General features: G+C 61.4%; 33 protein-coding genes. 25 read left to right on the top strand and 8 right to left on the bottom strand.

Annotated elements, in window-relative coordinates; all coding sequences use genetic code 11:
* Nucleotides 1-50: 50 nt before the first annotated feature.
* Genes CJ178_RS10560 through CJ178_RS10550 form a run of 3 tightly spaced genes read right to left on the bottom strand, consistent with a single transcriptional unit; the run spans nt 51 to nt 2,763 of the window.
* Nucleotides 51-914, bottom strand: coding sequence for an ABC transporter permease (locus CJ178_RS10560; protein ID WP_033231548.1), 864 nt, complete (start codon nt 912-914; stop codon nt 51-53).
* Entirely contained in the window at nt 914-1,777 is an 864-nt protein-coding gene (locus CJ178_RS10555; protein WP_033231388.1) for an ABC transporter permease, read from the bottom strand. The genes CJ178_RS10560 and CJ178_RS10555 overlap by 1 nt, the downstream gene beginning before the upstream one ends.
* The gene (locus CJ178_RS10550; RefSeq protein WP_045070838.1) at nt 1,774-2,763 is read right to left on the bottom strand and encodes a daunorubicin resistance protein DrrA family ABC transporter ATP-binding protein; all 990 of its coding nucleotides are present in this window, start codon (nt 2,761-2,763) and stop codon (nt 1,774-1,776) included. Before CJ178_RS10550 ends, CJ178_RS10555 begins: the two co-directional genes overlap by 4 nt.
* Nucleotides 2,764-3,100: 337 nt before the next feature.
* Between CJ178_RS10550 and CJ178_RS10545 the strand changes: the two genes are divergently transcribed.
* Nucleotides 3,101-3,952: a glycosyltransferase family 2 protein gene (locus tag CJ178_RS10545; protein ID WP_033231386.1), complete on the top strand. Its 852-nt coding sequence runs from the start codon at nt 3,101-3,103 to the stop codon at nt 3,950-3,952.
* 13 nt (nt 3,953-3,965) lie between these two features.
* On the opposite strand, the gene CJ178_RS10540 is transcribed toward CJ178_RS10545, so the two are convergent.
* The 5 genes from CJ178_RS10540 to CJ178_RS10515 form a co-directional block, all read right to left on the bottom strand.
* Nucleotides 3,966-4,916, bottom strand: a complete 951-nt coding sequence (locus tag CJ178_RS10540) for a diiron oxygenase (RefSeq protein ID WP_095886661.1) — start codon at nt 4,914-4,916, stop codon at nt 3,966-3,968.
* A gap of 9 nt (nt 4,917-4,925) precedes the next feature.
* Nucleotides 4,926-5,810: a prephenate dehydrogenase dimerization domain-containing protein gene (locus CJ178_RS10535; RefSeq protein WP_033231384.1), complete on the bottom strand. Its 885-nt coding sequence runs from the start codon at nt 5,808-5,810 to the stop codon at nt 4,926-4,928.
* Between the two features lie 6 nt (nt 5,811-5,816).
* On the bottom strand, nt 5,817-7,916 hold the full coding sequence (gene pabB / locus CJ178_RS10530) for an aminodeoxychorismate synthase component I (protein WP_095886660.1): 2,100 nt from the start codon (nt 7,914-7,916) through the stop codon (nt 5,817-5,819).
* Nucleotides 7,913-8,320, bottom strand: coding sequence for a chorismate mutase family protein (locus CJ178_RS10525; RefSeq protein WP_084703048.1), 408 nt, complete (start codon nt 8,318-8,320; stop codon nt 7,913-7,915). The genes pabB and CJ178_RS10525 overlap by 4 nt, the downstream gene beginning before the upstream one ends.
* A gap of 230 nt (nt 8,321-8,550) precedes the next feature.
* Nucleotides 8,551-9,039, bottom strand: a complete 489-nt coding sequence (locus CJ178_RS10515) for a hotdog fold domain-containing protein (RefSeq protein ID WP_095886658.1) — start codon at nt 9,037-9,039, stop codon at nt 8,551-8,553.
* Nucleotides 9,040-9,541: 502 nt separating this feature from the next.
* On the opposite strand from CJ178_RS10515, the gene rpsJ reads away from it, so the two are divergent.
* The 24 genes from rpsJ to map all read left to right on the top strand — a co-directional run bounded on the left by rpsJ (nt 9,542) and on the right by map (nt 22,474).
* Nucleotides 9,542-9,847 (top strand): 30S ribosomal protein S10, encoded by a 306-nt coding sequence (gene rpsJ / locus CJ178_RS10510; RefSeq protein ID WP_003938093.1) that lies wholly within the window; start codon nt 9,542-9,544, stop codon nt 9,845-9,847.
* A 17-nt stretch (nt 9,848-9,864) separates the two neighbouring features.
* On the top strand, nt 9,865-10,521 hold the full coding sequence (gene rplC, locus CJ178_RS10505; RefSeq protein WP_033231381.1) for a 50S ribosomal protein L3: 657 nt from the start codon (nt 9,865-9,867) through the stop codon (nt 10,519-10,521).
* Nucleotides 10,518-11,198, top strand: coding sequence for a 50S ribosomal protein L4 (rplD, locus tag CJ178_RS10500; RefSeq protein WP_033231380.1), 681 nt, complete (start codon nt 10,518-10,520; stop codon nt 11,196-11,198). Before rplC ends, rplD begins: the two co-directional genes overlap by 4 nt.
* Nucleotides 11,195-11,500, top strand: a complete 306-nt coding sequence (rplW, locus tag CJ178_RS10495) for a 50S ribosomal protein L23 (RefSeq protein WP_033231379.1) — start codon at nt 11,195-11,197, stop codon at nt 11,498-11,500. The genes rplD and rplW overlap by 4 nt, the downstream gene beginning before the upstream one ends.
* Before the next feature lie 39 nt (nt 11,501-11,539).
* Nucleotides 11,540-12,376, top strand: a complete 837-nt coding sequence (gene rplB, locus CJ178_RS10490; RefSeq protein ID WP_033231378.1) for a 50S ribosomal protein L2 — start codon at nt 11,540-11,542, stop codon at nt 12,374-12,376.
* Between the two features lie 13 nt (nt 12,377-12,389).
* Nucleotides 12,390-12,671, top strand: coding sequence for a 30S ribosomal protein S19 (gene rpsS, locus CJ178_RS10485; RefSeq protein WP_003940820.1), 282 nt, complete (start codon nt 12,390-12,392; stop codon nt 12,669-12,671).
* Nucleotides 12,668-13,072, top strand: coding sequence for a 50S ribosomal protein L22 (gene rplV, locus CJ178_RS10480; protein ID WP_033231377.1), 405 nt, complete (start codon nt 12,668-12,670; stop codon nt 13,070-13,072). The genes rpsS and rplV overlap by 4 nt, the downstream gene beginning before the upstream one ends.
* Entirely contained in the window at nt 13,072-13,878 is an 807-nt protein-coding gene (gene rpsC, locus CJ178_RS10475; protein WP_033231376.1) for a 30S ribosomal protein S3, read from the top strand. Before rplV ends, rpsC begins: the two co-directional genes overlap by 1 nt.
* Before the next feature lie 3 nt (nt 13,879-13,881).
* Nucleotides 13,882-14,298: a 50S ribosomal protein L16 gene (gene rplP, locus CJ178_RS10470; protein ID WP_003940899.1), complete on the top strand. Its 417-nt coding sequence runs from the start codon at nt 13,882-13,884 to the stop codon at nt 14,296-14,298.
* Nucleotides 14,298-14,534 (top strand): 50S ribosomal protein L29, encoded by a 237-nt coding sequence (gene rpmC / locus CJ178_RS10465; protein ID WP_033231375.1) that lies wholly within the window; start codon nt 14,298-14,300, stop codon nt 14,532-14,534. Before rplP ends, rpmC begins: the two co-directional genes overlap by 1 nt.
* A complete protein-coding gene (gene rpsQ, locus CJ178_RS10460) occupies nt 14,531-14,812 on the top strand; it encodes a 30S ribosomal protein S17 (protein WP_003941020.1) in 282 nt (93 codons plus the stop codon). The genes rpmC and rpsQ overlap by 4 nt, the downstream gene beginning before the upstream one ends.
* A gap of 327 nt (nt 14,813-15,139) precedes the next feature.
* Nucleotides 15,140-15,508 (top strand): 50S ribosomal protein L14, encoded by a 369-nt coding sequence (gene rplN / locus CJ178_RS10455; protein ID WP_003940951.1) that lies wholly within the window; start codon nt 15,140-15,142, stop codon nt 15,506-15,508.
* Complete coding sequence (gene rplX, locus CJ178_RS10450; RefSeq protein WP_033231374.1) at nt 15,508-15,825, top strand: 50S ribosomal protein L24; 318 nt, start codon at nt 15,508-15,510, stop codon at nt 15,823-15,825. The genes rplN and rplX overlap by 1 nt, the downstream gene beginning before the upstream one ends.
* A 1-nt stretch (nt 15,826) precedes the next feature.
* On the top strand, nt 15,827-16,393 hold the full coding sequence (rplE, locus tag CJ178_RS10445; protein ID WP_033231373.1) for a 50S ribosomal protein L5: 567 nt from the start codon (nt 15,827-15,829) through the stop codon (nt 16,391-16,393).
* Between the two features lie 4 nt (nt 16,394-16,397).
* Nucleotides 16,398-16,583 carry a type Z 30S ribosomal protein S14 gene (locus CJ178_RS10440; protein WP_033231372.1) on the top strand — a complete coding sequence of 62 codons (186 nt, stop codon included), beginning with the start codon at nt 16,398-16,400 and terminating at the stop codon, nt 16,581-16,583.
* A 302-nt stretch (nt 16,584-16,885) separates the two neighbouring features.
* Complete coding sequence (rpsH, locus tag CJ178_RS10435; protein WP_033231371.1) at nt 16,886-17,284, top strand: 30S ribosomal protein S8; 399 nt, start codon at nt 16,886-16,888, stop codon at nt 17,282-17,284.
* Nucleotides 17,285-17,299: 15 nt separating this feature from the next.
* Complete coding sequence (gene rplF / locus CJ178_RS10430) at nt 17,300-17,839, top strand: 50S ribosomal protein L6 (RefSeq protein ID WP_033231370.1); 540 nt, start codon at nt 17,300-17,302, stop codon at nt 17,837-17,839.
* 1 nt (nt 17,840) lies between these two features.
* Nucleotides 17,841-18,248, top strand: a complete 408-nt coding sequence (rplR, locus tag CJ178_RS10425; protein WP_033231369.1) for a 50S ribosomal protein L18 — start codon at nt 17,841-17,843, stop codon at nt 18,246-18,248.
* 31 nt (nt 18,249-18,279) lie between these two features.
* Nucleotides 18,280-18,951 carry a 30S ribosomal protein S5 gene (rpsE, locus tag CJ178_RS10420; RefSeq protein ID WP_033231368.1) on the top strand — a complete coding sequence of 224 codons (672 nt, stop codon included), beginning with the start codon at nt 18,280-18,282 and terminating at the stop codon, nt 18,949-18,951.
* On the top strand, nt 18,951-19,130 hold the full coding sequence (rpmD, locus tag CJ178_RS10415) for a 50S ribosomal protein L30 (RefSeq protein ID WP_003940751.1): 180 nt from the start codon (nt 18,951-18,953) through the stop codon (nt 19,128-19,130). Before rpsE ends, rpmD begins: the two co-directional genes overlap by 1 nt.
* Nucleotides 19,131-19,132: 2 nt before the next feature.
* Nucleotides 19,133-19,576, top strand: a complete 444-nt coding sequence (rplO, locus tag CJ178_RS10410) for a 50S ribosomal protein L15 (protein WP_033231367.1) — start codon at nt 19,133-19,135, stop codon at nt 19,574-19,576.
* Nucleotides 19,577-19,815: 239 nt separating this feature from the next.
* The gene (secY, locus tag CJ178_RS10405) at nt 19,816-21,135 is read left to right on the top strand and encodes a preprotein translocase subunit SecY (protein ID WP_033231366.1); all 1,320 of its coding nucleotides are present in this window, start codon (nt 19,816-19,818) and stop codon (nt 21,133-21,135) included.
* Nucleotides 21,132-21,677 carry an adenylate kinase gene (locus CJ178_RS10400; RefSeq protein WP_045070823.1) on the top strand — a complete coding sequence of 182 codons (546 nt, stop codon included), beginning with the start codon at nt 21,132-21,134 and terminating at the stop codon, nt 21,675-21,677. Before secY ends, CJ178_RS10400 begins: the two co-directional genes overlap by 4 nt.
* Nucleotides 21,677-22,474, top strand: coding sequence for a type I methionyl aminopeptidase (gene map / locus CJ178_RS10395; protein ID WP_033231364.1), 798 nt, complete (start codon nt 21,677-21,679; stop codon nt 22,472-22,474). The genes CJ178_RS10400 and map overlap by 1 nt, the downstream gene beginning before the upstream one ends.
* Nucleotides 22,475-22,719: the final 245 nt, after the last annotated feature.

Raw genomic sequence — 22,719 nt, 5'->3', positions numbered from 1 at the left:
GATACGTTACGGGACGCCCCCGACTCGGTAGATCGATTTTCATTCAGGCGTTAGTCCGATGCAGCCCGACGGTATCCCTGAATTGCCGGATATATGAATATTGCGATCATTCCGAAGGACCAGGCAAATGTTTTGAGCACAGGTTCGAGAACTGGCCCACCAAGCGACATTCCTCGCATCGCTTCCACTGCTACCGACATCGGTTGTGCTGCGATCACCGGTTGCAACCAGACGGGATACGCCATTGTGGGGACAAAACCACTGTTGAAGAACATCAGCAGTGTGCAAACGATGGAGACGATCTCGACGAGTGGAAGATTGTCCGACACTGTAGCGAGAGCCGTCACCATCACGGCAAATCCGATACCGAAGACAATCGGCAGAAGGAGCATTCCGATCGCGGCAACTGGGCCTTGGTTGAATCGGAAACCGGCGATGAAACCGACTCCGATGATCACGATCGTCGTCACGAGGACACGGATGGCCTCGGCGATCATTCGCCCGACCAACCCCGACGCACGGTGGGCCGGCAGCGTCCAGAAGCGGCTGAGTAGTCCGCTGGTCTTCTCGGTCCGTAGCCCGACAGCACTGGCAATGGAACCGAACATCGCGCCGACCAGAATGATCAGCGGAACAGTTCCGTAGATACTCGGCTGACCGGTGGCCGCGCTGATCGAGTTTCCGAGGACAACTCGGAACATGATGAGCGTCAAGGCCGGGTACAACAACGCTTGGATAGCGGTGGATGGATCCCGCGCCCAACTGACGAGCAGCCGCCGAGCTTGAATCAGGCTGTGAGTCCACAGAGCCTTCGCGGAGTTTTCCGGCAACGCGGCGTTGGGTTCCGGAAAGTTCAGCGTGCGACCGCGTCGTGGCTCGCTCTGGTCGAGTTTGCTCCTGTCGGTACTTGTCATCATGCCCGCCTTGTACTTGCCCAGTAGGCAAGGGGAGCGCAGACGACCAGCAGTCCCAACGACCACATCACAACCGGGAACATCGTGTGCGACGTGACGCCGCCGTGCGCGAGATCGCGCATCGCGAAGGAGAATTGTGAGACTGGCTGATTGCGCACGAAGGGGCGGATCCACTCGGGAAAGCCCGTCTCAGGAGCGAACCCACACGAGAGCATGCCCAGGATCAGCTGGGGAAGGGTAAGGGCCTGGCTGGTTGCCTGCGGACTCTTCGAGAGTGAGCCGATAGCGTCGGCGCCCAGTGACAAGCAGGTGCTGAACACCAAAGCCAAGCCGCAGAAGAGCGCTGCCTGGCCAAACCCTTCGGTGAATCGAAAACCGATCGCATGTCCGTAGACGAGTGCGGCCGTCAACGACACCACGGAACGGACGAATCCGCTGCTCATCCGGGACAGCAAGGGGACCGGTCCGTACACCGGCATGGTCTGCATGCGCGAGCTGAATCCGGTGATCTTCTCTTTTGCCGACATCTGCGCGGCCGAAATCGACGTGAAGGCCATCGCCTGCAACACGATGATCGGCATCAGGAACTGCGCGTAGTCGATGCCTTGGAGCTGCATCACGAACTTCAACGGCAGGTAGAAACCCACAGTGAAGATCAGTGGAGCGATGACGGCGATAACCAACTCGTAGCGTCGAACCATCGCCCGCAACGTGCGACCCGTGAGAACCCACCACTGCATGAGCGCCGACGGATTCGGGCGACGGTGACGTCCCACTCGCGTGGCAGCCGGAACCGAGATCTCACGGCGACCGGTCTTCTGCAGCGTCAGGTTCGGGGTTTGGTACTTGGTCGTAGTGGTCATGCAGGCTCACCGGCCTTGCCGGGTTCGGCAGCCTGAGGGCGTCCGGTCAACGAGAGGAAAACATCGTCGAGTGACGGGCGCCGCAGCGCGATGTCGGCAAGAGGAATTCTTGCGTGATCGAGGCGGCGCAATGCTTCGGCAAGCGTCGCGGAACCGCGCGGTGCCGGGATTGCGATCTTTCCGTTGTCCTTGGCGATATCGAAACGGAAGTCCGGCGGAAGTAGGTTGCCCAGAGCGTTGGCCGCGGGGCCGAGCAACTCGGCGGACAGTGGAACGATCTCGCAGAAGCTCGCTCCCGTACGGGCCTTGAGCTGATCTGCGGTTCCCTCGGCGATAACCGAGCCCTTGTCGATCACGATGATGTTGTCGCTGAGAAGGTCGGCTTCCTCGAGGTACTGCGTAGTCAGCAGAACCGTGATGCCTTGTTCCTTCAGCGTTTGAACGAGATTCCACACGCTCTGACGGCTGCGTGGATCCAATCCGGTGGTCGGTTCGTCGAGGAATACGACCTCGGGACGAACGACGAGCCCGCAGGCGATGTCGATGCGACGACGCATACCGCCCGAGTAGTTGGCCACCGTGCGAGCGCCGGCCTCGACCAGGTCGAACTCCTCCAGGAGGTCAGCGGCCCGCTGCTTCGCCGACGCACGATCCAGGCCCATCAACTGTGCAAACAGTTCGATGTTCTCGCGGCCGGTCAGTGCATTGTCGAGTGCCGCGAACTGCCCCGTCATCATGATCGAACGACGAACTTCCGGGGCATTTCGTACCGCGTCGTATCCGGCGATCATCGCGCGTCCGCTGTCGGGACGGATCAGGGTCGACAGCACCTTGACCGTGGTGGTCTTGCCTGCACCGTTGGGTCCGAGAATGCCGAGAACCGATCCTTTGGGGGCCTGGAAGTTGATACCGCGCAGAGCGTGGACATCTTTGAAGGACTTGTGAACGTCCTCCACGACTACAGCCGCGTCCGTGGGAAAGGGCATCAATTCTCCGCTGTCTACATGGATGTGGTGGGGCTACCTTGGGTGGCCTGGTTGTGCCGATCCGGCTTGTGGTGAGGCCGGAGGGCGCAGCCGCGGATGACCCACACGGATTGCGGGAACCTTGGTTGTCTATCTCCGAACGCACTGAGCATGTTACCGGAGGTGACACGTGCAACTTTGGCCTCAGACGGGGTGATTCGGTCGCTTTGCCTGGATAAGGCAAGCAAGCACGCAGTTGGGCCAGGACTAATTTGTGTGCCATCGCACACTCGGTTGCTCCGTGTCGGATACCTGACCGCATCGGTCGAATATCGTGCGTGGTGATAGCGTGCCGTCCATGGGCGTCCAGTTGTCGGTTGTTGTTCCGGTGTACAACGAAAAAGAATATCTTTCGGAATGCCTGGAATCCTTGTTGGAACAAGGCGACGATATTTCCGAGATAGTGGTTGTGGACAACAACTCGACCGACGGAACAGCTGAGATAATCAAAGAATTCGAACGGCGCTCGCCGAAGATTCGCTATTTAGTGGAAACTCGGCAAGGTGTTGTTTTTGCCCGAAATCTGGGATTCAATTCAGTGCAGGGAGAATTGATCGGCAGAGTGGATGCCGATACCCGGGTACTACCTGGCTGGGCTCGCGAAATACATGATCTGTTCACGGATCGGGAATTCGATGCCGTCACCGGATTCTCGTTGTTCTACGAATCGCCGTTCGCAACCGCGCAGCGCAACGCAGTTGCAAAGCAGGACAATCTCGGAAATCTCGGTGGCCTCAAAGATGCGCCTTCCCTGACCGGGTCGAATATGGCGATCAGAAAATCTGCTTGGCTGTCCGTGCAGGGATCGGTCAGTGATCGCAAGGATTTCCACGAAGACGTCGATCTGTCGTACTGCCTTCTCGGAAATGGCATGAAAATAGTCCAGAACCTTGCCATGCGAGCAGAAGTGTCCGGGCGCCGCGGGGAAACCGGTCCGATCGAGTTTCTGTCCTACAACAAAGCGTCGATCGCAACACTGAAACACCACGGCGCAATGAACCGTCGACTTCGCTTCATGATTTTCCGTAGTTCGATACTTCACACAGTTCTGTGGCCCGCATATCGCATGTACGACAAGAACACCGACGCAATGTCCGTGAAGCGACTGTTCTTCAGACCCGCCGCCCGTCAGATGCCGGTCGAGGCCTGAAGGAAGCTGATCCCTACGGTAGAGGGCGGTCGACACCGAGCGCGTCGTACAACTTTTTGATCCCACTGAAGTCCTGCACGAGTAAGCCGGATTCGGGAGAGTGCTCGACGTCGTCGATCATCCGGTGACCGCCGGCGATGCCCTCGGTATCCATGATCGCCCGCCACGCGCCGAAATCATTGCCGGCAAATGCTGCCATCGCGTCAGCCGCGCCGTCGACGAACCGTCGACGCTCATCCGAGTCGAGAGTGTCGAACACCGACACGGCCAGAGCGTCGGCGATCGACGCATGACAAAGTTCGTCGCGATTGTGAAGTCGGACCGTCGCACGATTGACCGGCTGAATGTCCTCACCGTCGATGATCACGTCCAGGTACGAGCTGATCGAGATCTCGGCGACGGTCATATATGCCAGTGCGACCACTGCGTGGGAACGCTCATCGGAGCATTCCGACAGTGCTTGCGCGCGAGCACGCACAGTCAGAACGTCCGGGAGAGACTTCGTCGGCAGCGGCCATCCCCGTCCGCGACGGGTCGAGGAACTCGCGTTCAGATGCATCAGCGTGTGGTATTGCTCGTCGACCATGGCCTGATTGACAGCGACCGCGACGGAATCGGCGAACCCGACATCGAACGCGTCCACCGCGAGTAGCTCGAACCCGGGATTCACCACGCACCGCTCGATATCCATGACGTTCTTGTTGAAGGCAATCCAGGCCCACGCGCGGAGCCGTTCTTGCTGCTGCGGCGCGAGTGCCATGTACACAGGGTGCTGGGCAAACGGCAGCAACGAGTCCGGATAGTCAAGTTTTGTGTGGTCGAAGAGATCGTCCAGATCAGGTTCGGGCTTCTTGACGGCGGCGCGACGAGGCCAGTTCTCGGCAAGTCGGCGCACGATTGCGCTCTCGACGGGATCCTCGGCTTCGAAGCCGGGAAGCGCAGGTGGTGCCACTCGATTGTGCATTGGTCCCTCCTACTCTCGGTTGCGCTCGGCTTCGTGGGAGCCGAGGTCCTCGAAGAGCGTCGTGGCGACCTCGTTCAGTTCCTCCGACTGATTACCCAGCGCACCGGCCGCCGACGCTACGAGATCCGAAAAGTCGTCGAAATTTCCTGTTGCCGCCTCCAACCGGGCAGCCGCAGCAGTCAACGCTTTGCGCGCAGTCGCGGCATAGGGATTGCCCGATTGAACATCCCAGTACACCTCGGGCTCGCCCGTGACGATTCGGGCAAGCAATGCGGAGAGTGTTCGATGGGGCGGCGGTCCGACATCGAGGGCGAGCTCCGGTGCCACGTCGAGTTCCGTCAACGCCAGACCGAAAGCCAACACCGAAGCATGGGTCAGGGCCTGGGTGGCAGCGGCCAGCCGATCATGGCGGTCCGGATCCATGACAGGCGTCGACGCACCCCATGATCTGACCTCGTCGAGGAATTCGCGACACCGGGGGCCGTCGACGTAGGGAACCGCGATGACAGCACGGCCACGCGGGCCGAGGGAAGGCCGGAACATCGGGTTGAGTCCGAGGAATTCACCGGCGCGACCGGATTCCTCGACGGCAACGGCAATGCGGGATTTGACCGACAAGGTGTCGACGATCAGCGTGTCGGCGCGTGCGGCACGCGTCAGTGTCGGCAATGCTGCGAGTGCGGTTTGCTCGGCTACGGCCAGGACAATCAGTTCCGCCTGCGCGAGTGCGCCCCGTACCGGTCCGTCGGGGCAGGAGATGTCGCCGACGAGATCGCTGCCGCGCGTCCGGTCCAGAACCGTCACGGATCTGCCGTCGTCGCGCAGGAGATCGACGAACATGGATCCCACCGCGCCGGCGCCACCCACTACGATCACATCACCCTGCGCCGGCATCGTGGGCTACCTTCCTATGCCCTTCTGGTGGCTCGGAGCTACATCGAGTGCGCGGAGCATCGTCGACGCCTTGACGGTTGTCTCGTCGAATTCCTCCTCCGCGTCCGACAGCGCGGTGATAGCGCCGCCGATACCGAAGCTCACTCCGGAAGACGTCGAAACCAGGGAGCGGATAACGATCGACAGATCGGCAGCGCCGCCGAGCGCAAAGTACCCGATCGAGCCGGAATACACTCCGCGAGGACCTGATTCGAGTCGGTCGATGATTTCCATCGTGCGCACTTTGGGTGCGCCCGTCATCGATCCGCCGGGAAACGCCGCTCGAACGCAGTCGACCGCTGACGAGTCGCCGCGCAACATTCCGCGCACCGTCGAGACCATCTGGTGAACGGATGAATACGATTCGATCCCGAATAAACGTGGCACGTGGACGCTTCCCGGGACGCAGACTTTCGCCAGGTCGTTTCGGGTGAGATCAACGATCATCAGATTCTCTGCTCGGTCCTTCTCACTGTCGAGGAGGTCTTGCCGCAGTGCCGCGTCCCGCGCCCGAGTGACGCCACGGGGGCGAGTGCCTTTGATCGGTTTGCTCTCCACCTTGCCGTTGGAATCGACTCGTAGGAATCGTTCCGGTGACGCTGAGATGACCGCAATTCCGGTGAAATCGAGCAGTGCGCTGTAGGGAGTGGGGTTGATTGCGCGCAGATACTCGAATGTGCGCAGGGAATCGATTGCCCCGTCGACAGCGGCCATATTGGTCAGGCACACCTCGTACGATTCACCGACGCGGATCTGTTCGAGCGCGTCCTCGATCAACGACAGGTACCGAGCCCGGTCGTGACGCAAACGTGCTTGTGCCCAAACGGTTTCGCTGATCAGGGGCACCGGAATTCGCTCCTCGTCAGCGGCGCCGACTGCGGCAAGGACGTTGACGGCATGCGCGAGCCAATCGTCACGATCGTCTGCCTGCTGTGTTTCACGTACCGGGGTTTCACGTAGTCGCAATACATGGGTTCGGCCGGCGGTGTGATCGATGACAATCGCACGATCCGCGAAAACCATTGCCGCGTCGGGCGCCTCGGACGAGTGAGCACGGTGACCACCGGTCTGCGCCTTCAATTCGTATCCGAGGTAGCCGACATATCCGAGGTTGAAGTCCAGTTCCGGATCTGCGGGAATGTAGCGCGTCGCGAGTTGTCCGTCGAGATAGTCGAAAAACGGGACGTGAATGTGCTCGTCAGGCAGCCCCTTTCGCGTCACGGTGAGAACTCCGGCGTCTACGTCATAGGTGATGAACTCCGCCAACGGACCGGAAGAGTCGCCCATGATCGTGAACCGCGCATCGGGTTCCGACGTGGCTGCTCGATCGAGCCAGTACGGGTTTGGTCCGTCGGCAAAGAGAGCGGCGTATGCGGCGGACGGATCCACGGCAAAATCGAGCCGCACCTTGTCGACCTGGTACGACGACGCCGGCCGCAAACTTGGTGCCCGGGGAGTCGGATCCGGGCGCATCACGGACTCGAGAGTTCGGCCGACCGACAGATCGCGGAAGTTCGTGAGCAGTTCCACTCCGAATTCGGTGCTGATCGACTCGGGATGGAACTGAACTCCCCACATCGGCTTCGTCCGATGCCGCACTCCCATGATCACGCCATCCGGCGTCCATGCCGTCCGAACGAACTCGTCGGGAAGTTTCTCGACGGCCAGTGAGTGGTAGCGGACTGCACGGAACGGAGAGGGCAGGCCGGCAAATACTCCGGACCCGTCGTGGTCGACAAGAGAAATCCGCCCGTGCATGGGTGCCGGCGCGAGTACGACATCTGCGCCGAACAGCTGACACAGTCCTTGATGTCCGAGGCACACACCGAGTAGGGGGAGCGGACCTTCGTCGATGAACCTGCGGCTGATCCCGAAATCCCGTTCCCGATCCGGTCGACCCGGCCCGGGGGAGATCACCACGTTGTCGAACTCGGCGAGATCGAGGGATTCCCACTCGGCGTCGTTGGTCACCACAGTGGGCACGACGCCGTTGACCTTGGTCAAGAGGGTGAAAAGGTTGTACGTGAACGAGTCGTAATTGTCCACGAGGAGCGTGCGGGAACTCATCTCGTTAATCCTGATCTCGGGCCGACTGATTCCCTCACATTTTCCACGTTGGCTTCCGGCCCGTCGATCACCAGGTCCTCGAGGCGGCATGTTTCCGCGATCAGGAGCTCGTAAAGGGAGCTGAAGAACTCAGGTGACAGGTTGTGCTGGCGGGCGAATTGACGCGCGCGTTCCTGCACGACATGTACGCGAGACGGCTGCATCATCGGAACGTGACTGGTCCGCTTCCACTCGCCGATCTGCAGGCATAACAGGAGTCGTTCACGCACGGTCTCGAGCAGGGTGGCGTCGATGGCGTCGAGTTGGCGCCGGAATTTCTCCAGGTCGTCGCCGGGATTACGGTCGTGGGTCTGCGCGATCTCCCCGTGCGCGTCGGTGCCGGTCGAGTGCTGGAAGTCTGCCACGGTGCCTCCTGCTGCTGCGCTGTCGGAGGCGACGCCTACCCGTGACCGACGCGTTCAGCTGGCGCCGGCCACCGGTACCCCGACCGATCATCGCCGTTCGGGAAGGTGTTCCACCAATCCGGCGACTCGAAACCCTGGACATTCGTTCCTGCGAAGGCCACTTCTCGGTGTCGTGGACGACGTCGATGATCGTGAATCGTCCTGTTGCCCAAATATATTCGTACTAGTTGTTACTTCTTTGTCACCCAGGTGGTGATTTCGGCGCGGACGACTTCCTGGCCGGCGCGATCGACGATCGTGATCGGCACGACCAACTCGGTGCCGGCGGCGATGGCGCTGAAATCCGGCATGGGTGAAAGTTGTGCCACGGCGCGCAGGCTGGTTTCGGCCTTGGCCAGGTACTCGACGTTCATCGATTTCGGAATCCACCGGTGGGTGCCGGGAACGGTAGCTTCGCACAACATCCCCATTGCGACCTCGGCGAGGTTGCAGGCCGCTATCGCGTGGAAAGTGCCGAGATGGTTGTGTACGCCCCACCACTTCGGGGCGCGCACCTCGCACAGGCCTGGTTCCAAGGTTGTGACGCGGGGGAGAATGGACGCGAAGTAGGGAACGCGCACCGACATGGCAAGTGAGAAGACTGCCTGACCGAAGGTGTTGTCCGGAAGCTTCTGCCAGGCGCGATAGGTGGGAGTCGCGGTACTCGTACTCGAAGTCATGACACGATCTTACTTGGGAGTAAGATCGTTGTCGCCCACATCACGATCAGAACGTGAGCACCCGGAGTTGAGTAATTCGGACGCCTACGGCATACTAGTCGGGTTGCCTTGTCTGGGACTGGGTCGCTTGCGGCCAAGAGCAGTCAAGGGTGAAGACGTCACGAACAGCGTGTTGGGGTAACCCGCCGATGATCGTGGCCAAGTAAGACGAGATGTAAAGCAAGACGGAAGCAGTACCTACTTTGTGTTCGACTTCGAACACGTCCGGTACACATCACGCGCCAGATGGTCGAAAGATCATCGGCGCAGGATGAGTGAGAGAGCGACACGCCCGACCGCGTGTACCGGAGAACAATGACAAACGAACAGCGGCAGCGGATCTGGATGCGTCCCGATCGCTTAAGTGTTCGTCGTGTCATCGTCCAGGCAAGGACTGTGCAGACGAGGTAGCTCGAGCCTGACCAGGTGGGCTACGAAACGCGGCAAGAAAAGGACACTAAGCGTGGCGGGACAAAAGATCCGCATCAGGCTCAAGGCCTACGACCACGAGGCGATCGACGCGTCAGCGCGCAAGATCGTCGAGACGGTAACCCGTACGGGTGCCCGCGTCGTTGGACCTGTGCCGTTGCCGACCGAGAAGAACGTATATTGCGTCATCCGCTCGCCGCACAAGTACAAGGACTCGCGCGAGCACTTCGAGATGCGTACTCACAAGCGGCTGATCGACATTCTCGACCCGACGCCGAAGACGGTTGACGCGCTCATGCGCATCGACCTTCCGGCCAGTGTCGACGTGAACATTCAGTGACGGCGGAGACAAAAACAATGACTGATACCAAGATCAAGGGAATCCTGGGCACCAAGCTCGGCATGACCCAGGTCTTCGACGAGAACAACCGGGTTGTCCCGGTCACCGTCGTCAAGGCTGGGCCGAACGTCGTAACCCAGATTCGTACCGAAGAGCGTGACGGCTACACGGCTGTTCAGCTCGCGTTCGGCGCAATCGACCCGCGCAAGGTGAACAAGCCGGTTTCCGGTCAGTTCGCCAAGGCTGGTGTGACCCCGCGTCGCCACGTCGTCGAGTTCCGCGTTGCGGATGCCTCCGACTACGAGGTCGGCCAGGAACTCACCGCTGAGGTCTTCGAGGACGGCGCATTCGTCGACGTCACCGGAACCAGCAAGGGTAAGGGATTCGCCGGAACCATGAAGCGTCACGGCTTCAAGGGACAGGGTGCATCGCACGGTACCCAGGCCGTTCACCGTCGCCCCGGCTCCATCGGCGGCTGTGCAACTCCCGGCCGCGTGTTCAAGGGCATGCGCATGTCCGGACGCATGGGTAGCGACCGCATCACGACGCAGAACCTCTCGGTCCACAAGGTGGATGCCGAGAACGGCCTGCTGCTGATCAAGGGTGCGATCCCCGGCCGCAAGGGCGGCCTCGTGATCGTCAAGAGTGCAGTGAAGGGTGGTGCACGAGCATGACCAGCACCGAGACCAAGTTGACCCTGGACGTCAAGGTCGCCGGCGGCAAGACCAACGGCACCGTCGATCTCCCCGCTGAGATCTTCGACGCTCCGGCCAACATCGCGCTTCTGCATCAGGTTGTCGTCGCGCAGCTCGCCGCTGCTCGTCAGGGAACCCACTCCACCAAGACCCGCGGTGAAGTCCGCGGCGGTGGCAAGAAGCCGTACCGCCAGAAGGGCACCGGCCGCGCACGCCAGGGCTCGACTCGCGCACCTCAGTTCGTCGGTGGCGGAACCGTTCACGGCCCGCAGCCGCGTGACTACAGCCAGCGCACCCCCAAGAAGATGAAGGCAGCCGCTCTCCGCGGAGCCCTCTCTGACCGCGCACGCAACGAGCGCATCCACGTCATCACCGAACTGGTTGCAGGGCAGACGCCTTCGACCAAGAACGCAATCGCGTTCCTCGGCGAGATCTCGGATCGCAAGAAGCTGCTGCTCGTCGTGGGTCGCCAGGATGTAGCCGCTTGGAAGAGCGTGCAGAACCTGGAAGGCGTGCATCCCATTGCACCCGACCAGCTCAACACCTACGACGTGCTCAATGCGGATGACGTCGTGTTCAGCGTCGAGGCGCTCAACGCGTTCATCCACGGGCCCGCCGAGACCGCCCAGGAAGAGAACAAGGAGGAGGCCAAGTGACGACCATCGCTGACCCCCGCGACATCCTGCTGGCACCGGTCATCTCCGAGAAGTCCTACGGACTTATCGAGGAAGGCACCTACACCTTCCTGGTGCACCCGGACTCGAACAAGACGCAGATCAAGATTGCCGTCGAGAAGGTCTTCGGTGTCACTGTGACCAGCGTCAACACCGCCAACCGTCAGGGCAAGCGTAAGCGGACGAAGTTCGGTTACGGAAAGCGCAAGAACACCAAGCGCGCTCTCGTGACTCTCGCCGCCGACAGCAAGCCCATCGAGATCTTCGGAGGACCGGTCGCGTAAGCGCCGGGACTTGACGAGACATAGAGGACGAGAAGACTCATGGCAATCCGTAAGTACAAGCCGACAACACCGGGCCGTCGTGGCTCGAGCGTCTCGGACTTCGCCGAGATCACTCGGTCGACCCCCGAGAAGTCGCTGGTTCGCCCGCTGCACGGCCGTGGTGGCCGTAACGCACACGGTCGTATCACCACCCGTCACAAGGGCGGCGGGCACAAGCGCGCCTACCGACTGATCGATTTCCGTCGCAACGACAAGGACGGAATCCCGGCCAAGGTCGCTCACATCGAGTACGACCCCAACCGCACAGCAAACATCGCACTCCTGCATTACGCAGACGGTGAGAAGCGCTACATCATCGCCCCCAAGGGCCTGGTGCAGGGTTCACCGATCGAGTCCGGTGCAGGCGCCGACATCAAGCCGGGCAACAACCTGCCGCTGCGCAACATCCCGACAGGTACCACCATCCACGGTGTGGAACTGCGTCCCGGCGGCGGAGCCAAGATGGCCCGTTCCGCAGGTGCCAGCATCCAGCTCCTCGGTAAGGAAGGCTCCTACGCCACGCTGCGTATGCCGTCCGGTGAAATCCGTCGCGTCGACGTGCGCTGCCGCGCATCCGTCGGCGAGGTCGGCAACGCCGAGCAGTCGAACATCAACTGGGGCAAGGCCGGCCGTATGCGTTGGAAGGGCAAGCGCCCGACCGTTCGTGGTGTCGTGATGAACCCGGTCGACCACCCGCATGGTGGCGGCGAGGGCAAGACCTCCGGTGGTCGCCACCCGGTCAGCCCGTGGGGTAAGCCGGAAGGCCGTACCCGCAAGAACAAGGCAAGCGACAAGATGATTGTTCGTCGCCGCCGTACCGGCAAGAACAAGCGCTAGGAGGGAGTGAAGGATGCCACGCAGCCTTAAGAAGGGCCCGTTCGTCGATGACCACCTCCTCGCGAAGGTGGATGTACAGAACGAAAAGGGAACCAAGCAGGTCATCAAGACCTGGTCCCGTCGTTCGACCATCATCCCGGACTTCATCGGCCACACGTTTGCGGTTCACGACGGCCGTAAGCATGTCCCCGTGTTCGTTTCCGACTCCATGGTCGGACACAAGCTCGGAGAGTTTGCACCGACCCGTACGTTCAAGGGTCACATCAAGGATGATCGGAAGGCGAAGAGGCGATGAGCAACACCGAAACCGCCAACCCGACTGCCAAGGCAGTAGCGCGCCACGTGCGCGTTACACCGATGAAGGCACGTCGTGTTGTGGACCTGGTCCGCGGGCGCTCGGTTGAAGACGCCCTGAACATTCTGAAGTTCGCGCCGCAGGCAGCGAGCGAGCCGGTCGCCAAGGTGATCGCCTCCGCAGCAGCCAACGCCGAGAACAACCTCGACCTCGACCCGAGCACGCTTGTCGTTGCGACGGCGTTCGTGGACGAGGGCGCGACCCTCAAGCGGTTCCAGCCGCGTGCACAGGGACGTGCGTTCCGTATTCGCAAGCGCACCAGTCACATCACCGTGATCGTGGAGAGCCTGCCGAAGTCCGGAACATCGACCCGTAATCGCCGGAAGGGAAGTGCTCAGTAGTGGGCCAGAAAATCAACCCGCACGGCTTCCGTCTCGGCATCACCACCGACTGGAAGTCTCGCTGGTACGCAGACAAGCAGTACGCGGAGTACGTCAAGGAAGACGTCGCGATCCGTAAGCTCCTCGCCACCGGCATGGAGCGCGCGGGAATCGCGAAGGTCGAGATCGAGCGCACCCGTGACCGTGTTCGCGTGGACATCCACACGGCACGTCCGGGCATCGTCATCGGCCGCCGCGGCGCCGAAGCCGATCGCATCCGTTCCGAGCTCGAGAAGCTGACCGGCAAGCAGGTTCAGCTGAACATCCTCGAGGTCAAGAACGCAGAAGCTGAAGCGCAGCTCGTCGCACAGGGTGTGGCCGAGCAGCTCTCGAACCGCGTTGCTTTCCGTCGTGCAATGCGCAAGGCCATTCAGTCGGCCATGCGTCAGCCGAACGTCAAGGGAATTCGCGTTCAGTGCTCCGGTCGTCTCGGCGGCGCCGAGATGTCCCGGTCGGAGTTCTACCGCGAAGGCCGTGTGCCGCTGCACACGCTTCGTGCGGACATCGACTACGGCCTCTACGAGGCCAAGACCACCTTCGGTCGCATCGGCGTCAAGGTCTGGATCTACAAGGGCGACATCGTTGGCGGCAAGCGTGAGCTCGCAGCCACCGCCGCCGCTCCGGCCGGGGATCGCCCGCGCCGCGAGCGTCCGAGCCGTCCCCGTCGTTCCGGCGCAACCGGCACCACCGCGACTAGCACCGAGGCCGGCCGCGCAGCGACCGCAACCGCCGATGCTCCCGCAACTGATCAGAATCAGGAGGGCTGACGCATGTTGATCCCTAGGCGGGTCAAGCACCGCAAGCAGCACCACCCGAGCCGTTCGGGTGCCGCCAAGGGCGGTACCCAGGTGACATTCGGTGACTACGGCATCCAGGCTCTCGAGCCTGCCTACATCACCAACCGGCAGATCGAGTCCGCTCGTATCGCCATGACTCGGCACATCAAGCGTGGCGGCAAGATCTGGATCAACATCTTCCCGGATCGCCCCCTCACGAAGAAGCCGGCCGAAACCCGAATGGGTTCCGGTAAGGGTTCGCCCGAGTGGTGGATTGCCAACGTCAAGCCCGGACGCGTTCTGTTCGAGATGACATACCCCAACGAGGAGATCGCTCGTGAGGCCCTGCGCCGCGCGATGCACAAGCTCCCGTGCAAGTGCCGGATCGTGACCAGAGAGGAGCAGTTCTGATGGCTACTGGAACCCCAGCAGCAGAGCTCCGCGAGCTCAGTGAAGACGAGCTGGTCACCCGGCTCCGCGAAGCGAAGGAAGAACTTTTCAACCTTCGTTTCCAGATGGCCACAGGCCAGATGGACAACAACCGACGACTGCGCACCGTTCGTCACGAGATCGCGCGCATCTACACCGTCCTGCGTGAGCGTGAGCTCGGACTCGCTGTGGGTCCGGATGCAGGTGACGCGGCATGAGTGAGGAAAAAGCAGTGAGCACAGAAGAGCGCGCGAGCCGTAAGGTCCGTGTCGGATACGTAGTTTCCGACAAGATGGAAAAGACGATCGTGGTCGAGCTCGAAGACCGCGTCAAGCACAAGCTCTACGGCAAGATCATCCGCCGTACGACCAAGGTGAAGGCGCATGACGAGAACGGCGTTGCCGGCGTCGGCGACCGCGTTCAGCTGATGGAAACCCGTCCGCTGTCCGCGACGAAGCACTGGCGTCTGGTCGAGGTCCTCGAAAAGGCCAAGTAAGCCTGATCGTGATCTCGAGCTGATCGAGCACAACCGAATGGCCCGCTTCCCGTTGGGGGAGTGGGCCATTCGGCTTTCGGTCAGGAATGCAGATGGTGGGCAAGGTGCGCTGATTTGGTAATCGGTGAACCCTTCCCTACAATAGAACGGTTGCCTGTGGCAGAGGTGTGTCTTCACGTGCGCAGCTCGACCGGTGCTTGCAGTGATCGCCTTCATCGATGAACTTCGGTGGGGCAGCAGCTCAGACACGACGCAGGTGGCAACAATGACCGCGCGCACCGGGTCGGTAATCCGTTGCGCACGAAATTCCAGGTCTAGGGAGATCAAGTGATTCAGCAGGAGTCGCGAGTTCGCGTCGCTGATAACACGGGTGCCAAGGAAATCCTTTGCATCCGCGTTCTCGGCGGTTCGTCACGTCGCTACGCCGGGATCGGTGACGTCATCGTCGCCACCGTCAAGGACGCAATCCCCGGTGGAAACATCAAGAAGGGTGAGGTCGTCAAGGCCGTCATCGTTCGCACGACCAAGGAGCGCCGTCGTCCGGACGGTTCCTACATCAAGTTCGACGAGAACGCAGCAGTGCTCATCAAGGCTGACAGCGATCCCCGTGGAACCCGCATCTTCGGACCCGTCGGCCGTGAGCTGCGCGAGAAGAAGTTCATGAAGATCGTTTCGCTCGCCCCGGAGGTGCTGTGATGAAGGTGCACAAGGGTGACACCGTTCTGGTCATCGCCGGTAAGGACAAGGGCGCGAAGGGCAAGGTCATTCAGGCTTTCCCCGCGACCGACAAGGTCCTCGTCGAAGGCGTGAACCGAATCAAGAAGCACACCGCGGTTTCCGCGAACGAGCGCGGAGCATCCTCCGGCGGCATCGTCACGCAGGAAGCTCCGATCCACGTATCCAACGTTGCAGTCGTCGACTCGGACGGAAACCCCACTCGCGTGGGCTACCGCACCGATGAAGAGACCGGCAAGCGCGTTCGGGTTTCCCGGAAGAACGGGAAGGACATCTGACATGACCTCCACCGAAAACAAGGTCCAGCCGCGCCTCAAGGCACGCTACCGCGCTGAGATCAAGGACGCGCTCAACAGCGAGTTCGACTACGCCAACGTCATGCAGATCCCCGGTGTTGTCAAGGTTGTCGTCAACATGGGCGTCGGCGACGCTGCCCGTGACGCCAAGCTGATCAACGGCGCTGTCCACGACTTGTCTCTCATCACGGGCCAGAAGCCCGAGATCCGTAAGGCACGTAAGTCCATCGCGCAGTTCAAGCTTCGCGAAGGCATGCCCATCGGCGCACGCGTCACCCTCCGTGGCGACCGTATGTGGGAGTTCCTGGACCGCCTCGTGTCTGTCGCGCTGCCCCGTATCCGCGACTTCCGCGGTCTCTCGGGCAACCAGTTCGACGGCAACGGCAACTACACGTTCGGCCTCAACGAGCAGTCGATGTTCCATGAGATCGACGTGGACAAGATCGATCGCCCCCGCGGTATGGACATCACCGTCGTGACCACCGCAACCAACAACGAAGAAGGCCGTGCACTGCTCAAGCACCTCGGCTTCCCGTTCAAGGAGAACTGAGCGCATGGCTAAGAAGGCATTGGTCAACAAGGCCAACAAGAAGCCCAAGTTCGCGGTTCGCGCCTACACCCGCTGCCAGCGCTGCGGTCGCCCGCACGCTGTGTTCCGCAAGTTCGGCCTGTGCCGAATCTGCTTGCGCGAGATGGCACACGCCGGCGAGCTTCCCGGAGTTCGCAAGAGCTCCTGGTGATCTGAGACCTTTTCGGTCTTGTCACTTCACGCTTGTGAATGGGCGTGGGTTCCTTCGGGAATCCACGCCCATTCGGCATTTATCGGGTATTTCCCAGATATGGGGACGCGCTGTTTGGACAGGACGGCCAAAGTTCCCTACACTAGAGCGGTTGCCGTGGCTGACGCATGCGTTCAGCTCGGTGCGGTAACTTACGCCGTCTGACATAAGTCGGACGGCCCAGCCGAATTGCTGGAGGCCCACGACCGGACTCGTCCGGTGTTGCATGGGAACCACAGCGAGAAAGGTGTCGAGGTCGACCTATGACCATGACTGACCCCATCGCAGACTTCTTGACGCGTCTGCGCAACGCCAACACGGCGTACCACGATGAGGTGAAGCTTCCCCACTCGAAGATCAAGGCGAACATTGCCGAGATCCTCAAGCGCGAGGGCTACATCTCCGACTTCCGTACCGAAGACGCCGAGGTCGGCAAGACCCTCGTCGTCGATCTGAAGTACGGCCCCAGCCGCGAGCGTAGCCTCGCCGGCGTGCGTCGCGTTTCCAAGCCCGGTCTCCGGGTTTACGCGAAGTCCACCAACCTGCCCAAGGTCCTCGGAGGCCTCGGCGTGGCGATCATCTCCACGTCGTCCGGTCTGCTCACCGATCGCCAGGCGGCCAATCAAGGAGTAGGCGGGGAAGTCCTCGCCTACGTCTGGTAGAGGGAGGCCACCACAATGTCGCGTATTGGAAAGATTCCGGTCAACGTCCCCGCGGGCGTCGACGTTACGATCGCCGGCCAGGACGTCACGGTCAAGGGGCCCAAGGGCACCCTGGCACTGACGATCGCCGAGCCCATCGAGATCGCCAAGGCTGAGGACGGCTCCCTGAGCGTCACTCGCCCCGACGACGAGCGTCGCAGCCGTGCGCTGCACGGTCTGTCGCGGACCTTGGTTGCGAACATCATCACCGGTGTCACCGAGGGTTACACCAAGAAGATGGAAATCCACGGTGTCGGTTACCGCGTGGCGCTGAAGGGCAAGGACCTCGAGTTCGCGCTCGGCTTCAGCCACCCGGTCCCGATCGAGGCTCCCGAAGGCATCACCTTCGTCGTCGAGTCGCCCACCCGGTTCTCGGTGTCAGGCATCGACAAGCAGAAGGTCGGGCAGATCTCGGCCAACATCCGTCGTCTCCGTCGTCCGGACCCGTACAAGGGTAAGGGCGTGCGTTACGAGGGTGAGCAGATCCGCCGCAAGGTCGGAAAGACGGGTAAGTGATATGAGCCAGACTGCAAACCAGAAAGCCAAGCGGATTCCGCTCGGCAAGGATGCGTCCACGAAGCGTCGTCTCTCGAAGACACGTCGTCACTTCCGTCTCCGCAAGAAGGTCTCCGGCACGCCCGAGCGTCCCCGCTTGGTCGTCAACCGGTCCTCACGCCACATCCACGTCCAGCTCGTGGACGACCTGGCCGGCCACACTCTGGCTGCTGCGTCGACCATCGAAGCCGACGTGCGCGTGGCCGAAGGCGACAAGAAGGCTGCGAGCGCGAAGGTCGGTCAGCTGATCGCCGAGCGCGCAAAGGCTGCCGGCGTGGAAGCAGTGGTCTTCGACCACGGCGGACACGGCTACCACGGTCGCATCGCGGCCTTGGCAGACGCAGCTCGCGAAGGCGGGTTGAAGTTCTGATGACCAACATTTTCAACGGAAGGACAGCCTGATGCCGGGACGTCAAAGGCGTGACGGCGGAAGCGGACCCGCCGGACAGAATGGCCCCAACAGCGGCGACAACAGCAACGCTCGTGGGGACAACCGTGGTGGCGGCCGTGACCGTCGCGACGGTGGCCGTGGCGGAAACGCTGCGGAGAAGTCACAGTTCATCGAGCGCGTTGTCACGATCAACCGCGTCTCCAAGGTCGTCAAGGGTGGTCGTCGCTTCAGCTTCACCGCTCTCGTGATCGTCGGAGACGGCAACGGACTGGTCGGCGTCGGCTACGGCAAGGCCAAGGAAGTTCCCGCGGCCATCCAGAAGGGTGTCGAGGAGGCTCGCAAGAGCTTCTTCCGCGTCCCGATGATCGGCAACACCATCACTCACCCCGTTCAGGGTGAGGCTGCTGCCGGCATCGTCATGCTTCGCCCGGCAAGCCCCGGTACCGGTGTTATCGCCGGTGGCGCGGTGCGTGCCGTGCTGGAGTGCGCTGGTATCGCGGACATCCTGTCGAAGTCGCTCGGTAGCGACAACGCCATCAACGTCGTGCACGCGACCGTTGCCGCGCTCAAGGGTCTGCAGCGTCCCGAGGAAGTTGCGGCTCGCCGCGGCCTCACCCTCGAAGAGGTTGCACCCGCCGGCATGCTGCGCGCACGCGCACAGGCTGCTGGGAGTGTGAAGTAATGGCAGATCTCAAGGTCACTCAGATCAAGAGCATCATCGGGACCAAGCAGAACCAGAAGGATTCTCTGCGCACGCTCGGTCTCAAGGGCATCCGTCAGACCGTTGTTCGTGAGGACAACGCACAGAACCGCGGTCTGATCAACGTGGTGCGCCACCTCGTAACAGTTGAGGAGGTCTAACCATGACCATCAAACTGCACCACCTGCGCCCCGCTCCCGGATCCAAGTCCAACAAGATTCGTGTTGGACGCGGCGAGGGCGGCAAGCGTGGTAAGACCGCAGGTCGCGGTACCAAGGGCACCAAGGCACGTAACACCGTGCGCGTGGGCTTCGAGGGTGGACAGATGCCGCTTCACATGCGTCTGCCCAAGCTCAAGGGCTTCAAGAACCCCTTCCGCACCGAGTACCAGGTCGTCAATGTCGGCGACATCGCCCGTCTGTTCCCCGAAGGTGGAGCAATCTCGGTCGAGGATCTCGTTGCCAAGGGCGCAGTCCGCAAGAACCAGCTCGTCAAGGTTCTGGGCGACGGCGAACTGACTGTTGCCGTTCAGGTGACCGTCGACAAGTTCACCGGTTCCGCCAAGGAAAAGATTGCTGCTGCCGGTGGTTCCGCCACCGAGCTGTGAGTAATCACGCGTAGCTAGTCCGATGGCCGCAGCGCAGCATTTGCTGTGCTGCGGCCATCGGCGTCTGTGCTGTTCGTCCCGAAAGTGTGGCCCCGTCGACCGGGTCAGGCACACTGGTTGTATCTTCGGCTTACCCGAGTTTCGTGGTCGGCTCGTTTAGTTCCCATAAATTGACTGTTAGAGTTCTGAAGTTCGGCAGGTCAAAAGATCTGCCCCCAACCGTCGTGCCAGGAGGATCTTTGCTTTCCGCCTTCGTTTCGGCCCTCAGGACACCCGACCTGAGGCGGAAGATCCTATTCACCCTCGGCCTGGTAGCCCTCTACCGGGTCGGCGCAGTGCTTCCGTCACCTGGTGTCGACTACGCCAGAGTGCGTGAGTGCATCGACATAGCTAACTCTGGTGACTCGGCGGGCATCTACTCGCTGATCAACTTGTTCTCCGGTGGTGCGCTACTCCAGTTGTCGGTGTTTGCGATCGGCATCATGCCGTACATCACCGCCAGCATTATCGTTCAGCTGCTGACCGTGGTCATCCCGAAGTTCGAGGAGCTTCGCAAGGAGGGCCAGTCGGGTCAGGCCAAGATGACGCAGTACACGCGCTATCTCTCCATCGCTTTGGCTGTGCTTCAGTCGACGGGCATCGTTGCGCTCGCAGCTAGGGGACAGCTACTGCAAGGCTGTGACGACATCATCGCCGACAAGTCGATCTTCGGCTTGATCATTCTTGTCCTGGTCATGACGGCCGGCGCCGCACTCGTCATGTGGTTCGGTGAGCTCATCACCGAACGGGGCGTCGGTAACGGCATGTCGCTCCTCATCTTCGCCGGTATCGCCTCGCGTATCCCCTCCGAAGGCAAGGCCATTCTGGACAGCCGTGGTGGCCTCGTCTTTGCACTCGTCTGCTTTGCAGCTCTCTTGATCATTGCCGGCGTCGTCTTCGTCGAGCAGGGCCAGCGTCGAATTCCCGTCCAGTACGCCAAGCGCATGGTGGGACGCAAGATGTACGGCGGCTCGTCGACGTACCTGCCGCTCAAGGTCAACCAGGCCGGTGTCATCCCGGTGATCTTCGCGTCGTCGCTGCTGTACCTGCCCAACCTGATTGCGCAGCTCACGTCGGCCAGCACTGCGGTCGACCCCAGTTGGTGGCAGCGAATCATCAACACCTACTTGGTCAATCCCGCCAACCCGGTGTACATCCTGATCTACTTCGGTCTTATCGTGTTCTTCACGTACTTCTACGTCGCGATCACCTTCAATCCAGAAGAGCGCGCCGACGAGATGAAGAAGTTCGGTGGATTCATTCCAGGTATTCGTCCCGGTCAGCCGACCGCGGACTATCTCAACTACGTGCTGAGTCGCATCACCCTTCCGGGTGCGATCTACCTTGGCACCATTGCTGTTCTGCCCAATCTGTTCCTCGACATCGGGAATGGCGGCGGCGCGCAGAACCTGCCGTTCGGTGGCACCGCGGTGCTGATCATGGTCAGCGTCGGTCTGGACACCGTGAAGCAGATCGAGAGTCAGCTAATGCAGCGCAACTATGAAGGGTTCCTCAAGTGAGACTTGTCCTCCTTGGTCCTCCCGGTGCCGGCAAGGGCACCCAGGCCGCGATCCTGTCCGAGAAGTTCGGTGTTCCCCATATCTCGACGGGTGACCTCTTCCGAGCCAACATCGGTCAGTCCACCCCGCTCGGCGTGGAAGCGAAGAAGTTCATCGACGCCGGTGAGCTTGTTCCCAGCTCGATCACCAATGACATGGTGAAGGCACGCGTTGCCGAGCCGGACGCCGCCAACGGATTCCTGCTCGACGGATTCCCGCGCTCGGTCGATCAGGCGGAAGCCCTCGAAGGCATCCTGAAGGATCTCGATACGAAGCTCGACGGTGTGCTTTCCTTCGTCGTCGACGAGGACATCGTGGTGGAGCGAATGCTCGCCCGTGGCCGAGCAGACGACACCGAGGACGTGATTCGCAACCGCCTCCGGGTCTACCGCGACGAGACGTCGCCGCTGTTCGACTACTACAAGGGCAGCATCGTCTCCGTCGACGCGATCGGCGAGGTCGAAGAAGTCAACGCTCGCGCACTGGCAGCGCTGGGTAAGTAATGGTTTTCGGGCGTAAACGCAAGGTTGTTCCGTTCCGCTCCGCGGGCGAACTCGACGCAATGGCTGCGGCCGGCGCAATCGTGGGTTCGGCGTTGGTGGCGGTACGCGCTGCGGCAAAGCCCGGTGTCAGCACCCTGGAATTGGATGCGGTCGCCGAATCTGTCATCCGCGATGCGGGTGCGGTGCCGTCCTTCCTCGGCTACAACGGTTTCACCGGTTCGATCTGTTCTTCGGTCAACGACCGGGTTGTTCACGGAATCCCGTCGGCGCAGGACGTCCTCGCCGAGGGTGACCTGGTGTCCATCGACTGCGGCGCGATCCTCGAGGGTTGGCACGGAGACTCCGCGTGGACGTTCGGTGTCGGTGAGATAAGTGCAGCCGATCAGGATCTGAGCGAAGCAACTCGATTGTCCATGGAAGCCGGCATTGCGGCGATGATCGCAGGCAACCGTCTGACAGACGTTTCGCACGCCATCGAGCTCGGCACCCAGGCCGCCGAGAAGCTACACGGCCGTTCATACGGAATCGTCGACGGCTACGGCGGTCACGGTATCGGCCGTGAGATGCACATGGATCCGTTCCTGGCCAACGAAGGTGCCCCGGGCAAGGGGCCCGAGTTGGTGATCGGATCTTGCCTGGCAATCGAGCCGATGTTGACGCTCGGGACCACGGATACCGTGATTCTCGATGACGACTGGACTGTGGTGACCACCGACGGTTCGCGTGCTGCTCACTGGGAGCACACTGTTGCTGTCACGGCGGACGGCCCGCGAATTCTGACGCTGCGACCGGAGTAGTTTTCGGCTCCAACGCTCGACAAGTGTTGACAGCAAGAGTGATTCGCTCTTCGAGAAGTCCCGGTCCCGCAAGGGGTCGGGACTTTTTCGGTTGCTGGTTCGGTGGCCGCGGAGGCATGGATTGCCGCCCAGATGCGCTGCCGTAGGGGAGGCGCATTTGGCCTGGTCGTTCTCTTCGCGTAACATAGCTAGGCGGTGCGCCATGCGTGTCGACAGCTTGTGTGTGTAGGACTGCCGCTACGGGG

Source organism: Rhodococcus sp. ACPA4 (genome assembly GCF_002300185.1).
GTDB lineage: Bacteria > Actinomycetota > Actinomycetes > Mycobacteriales > Mycobacteriaceae > Rhodococcus_F > Rhodococcus_F globerula.
This window is presented reverse-complemented; position numbering and strand designations above follow the sequence as displayed.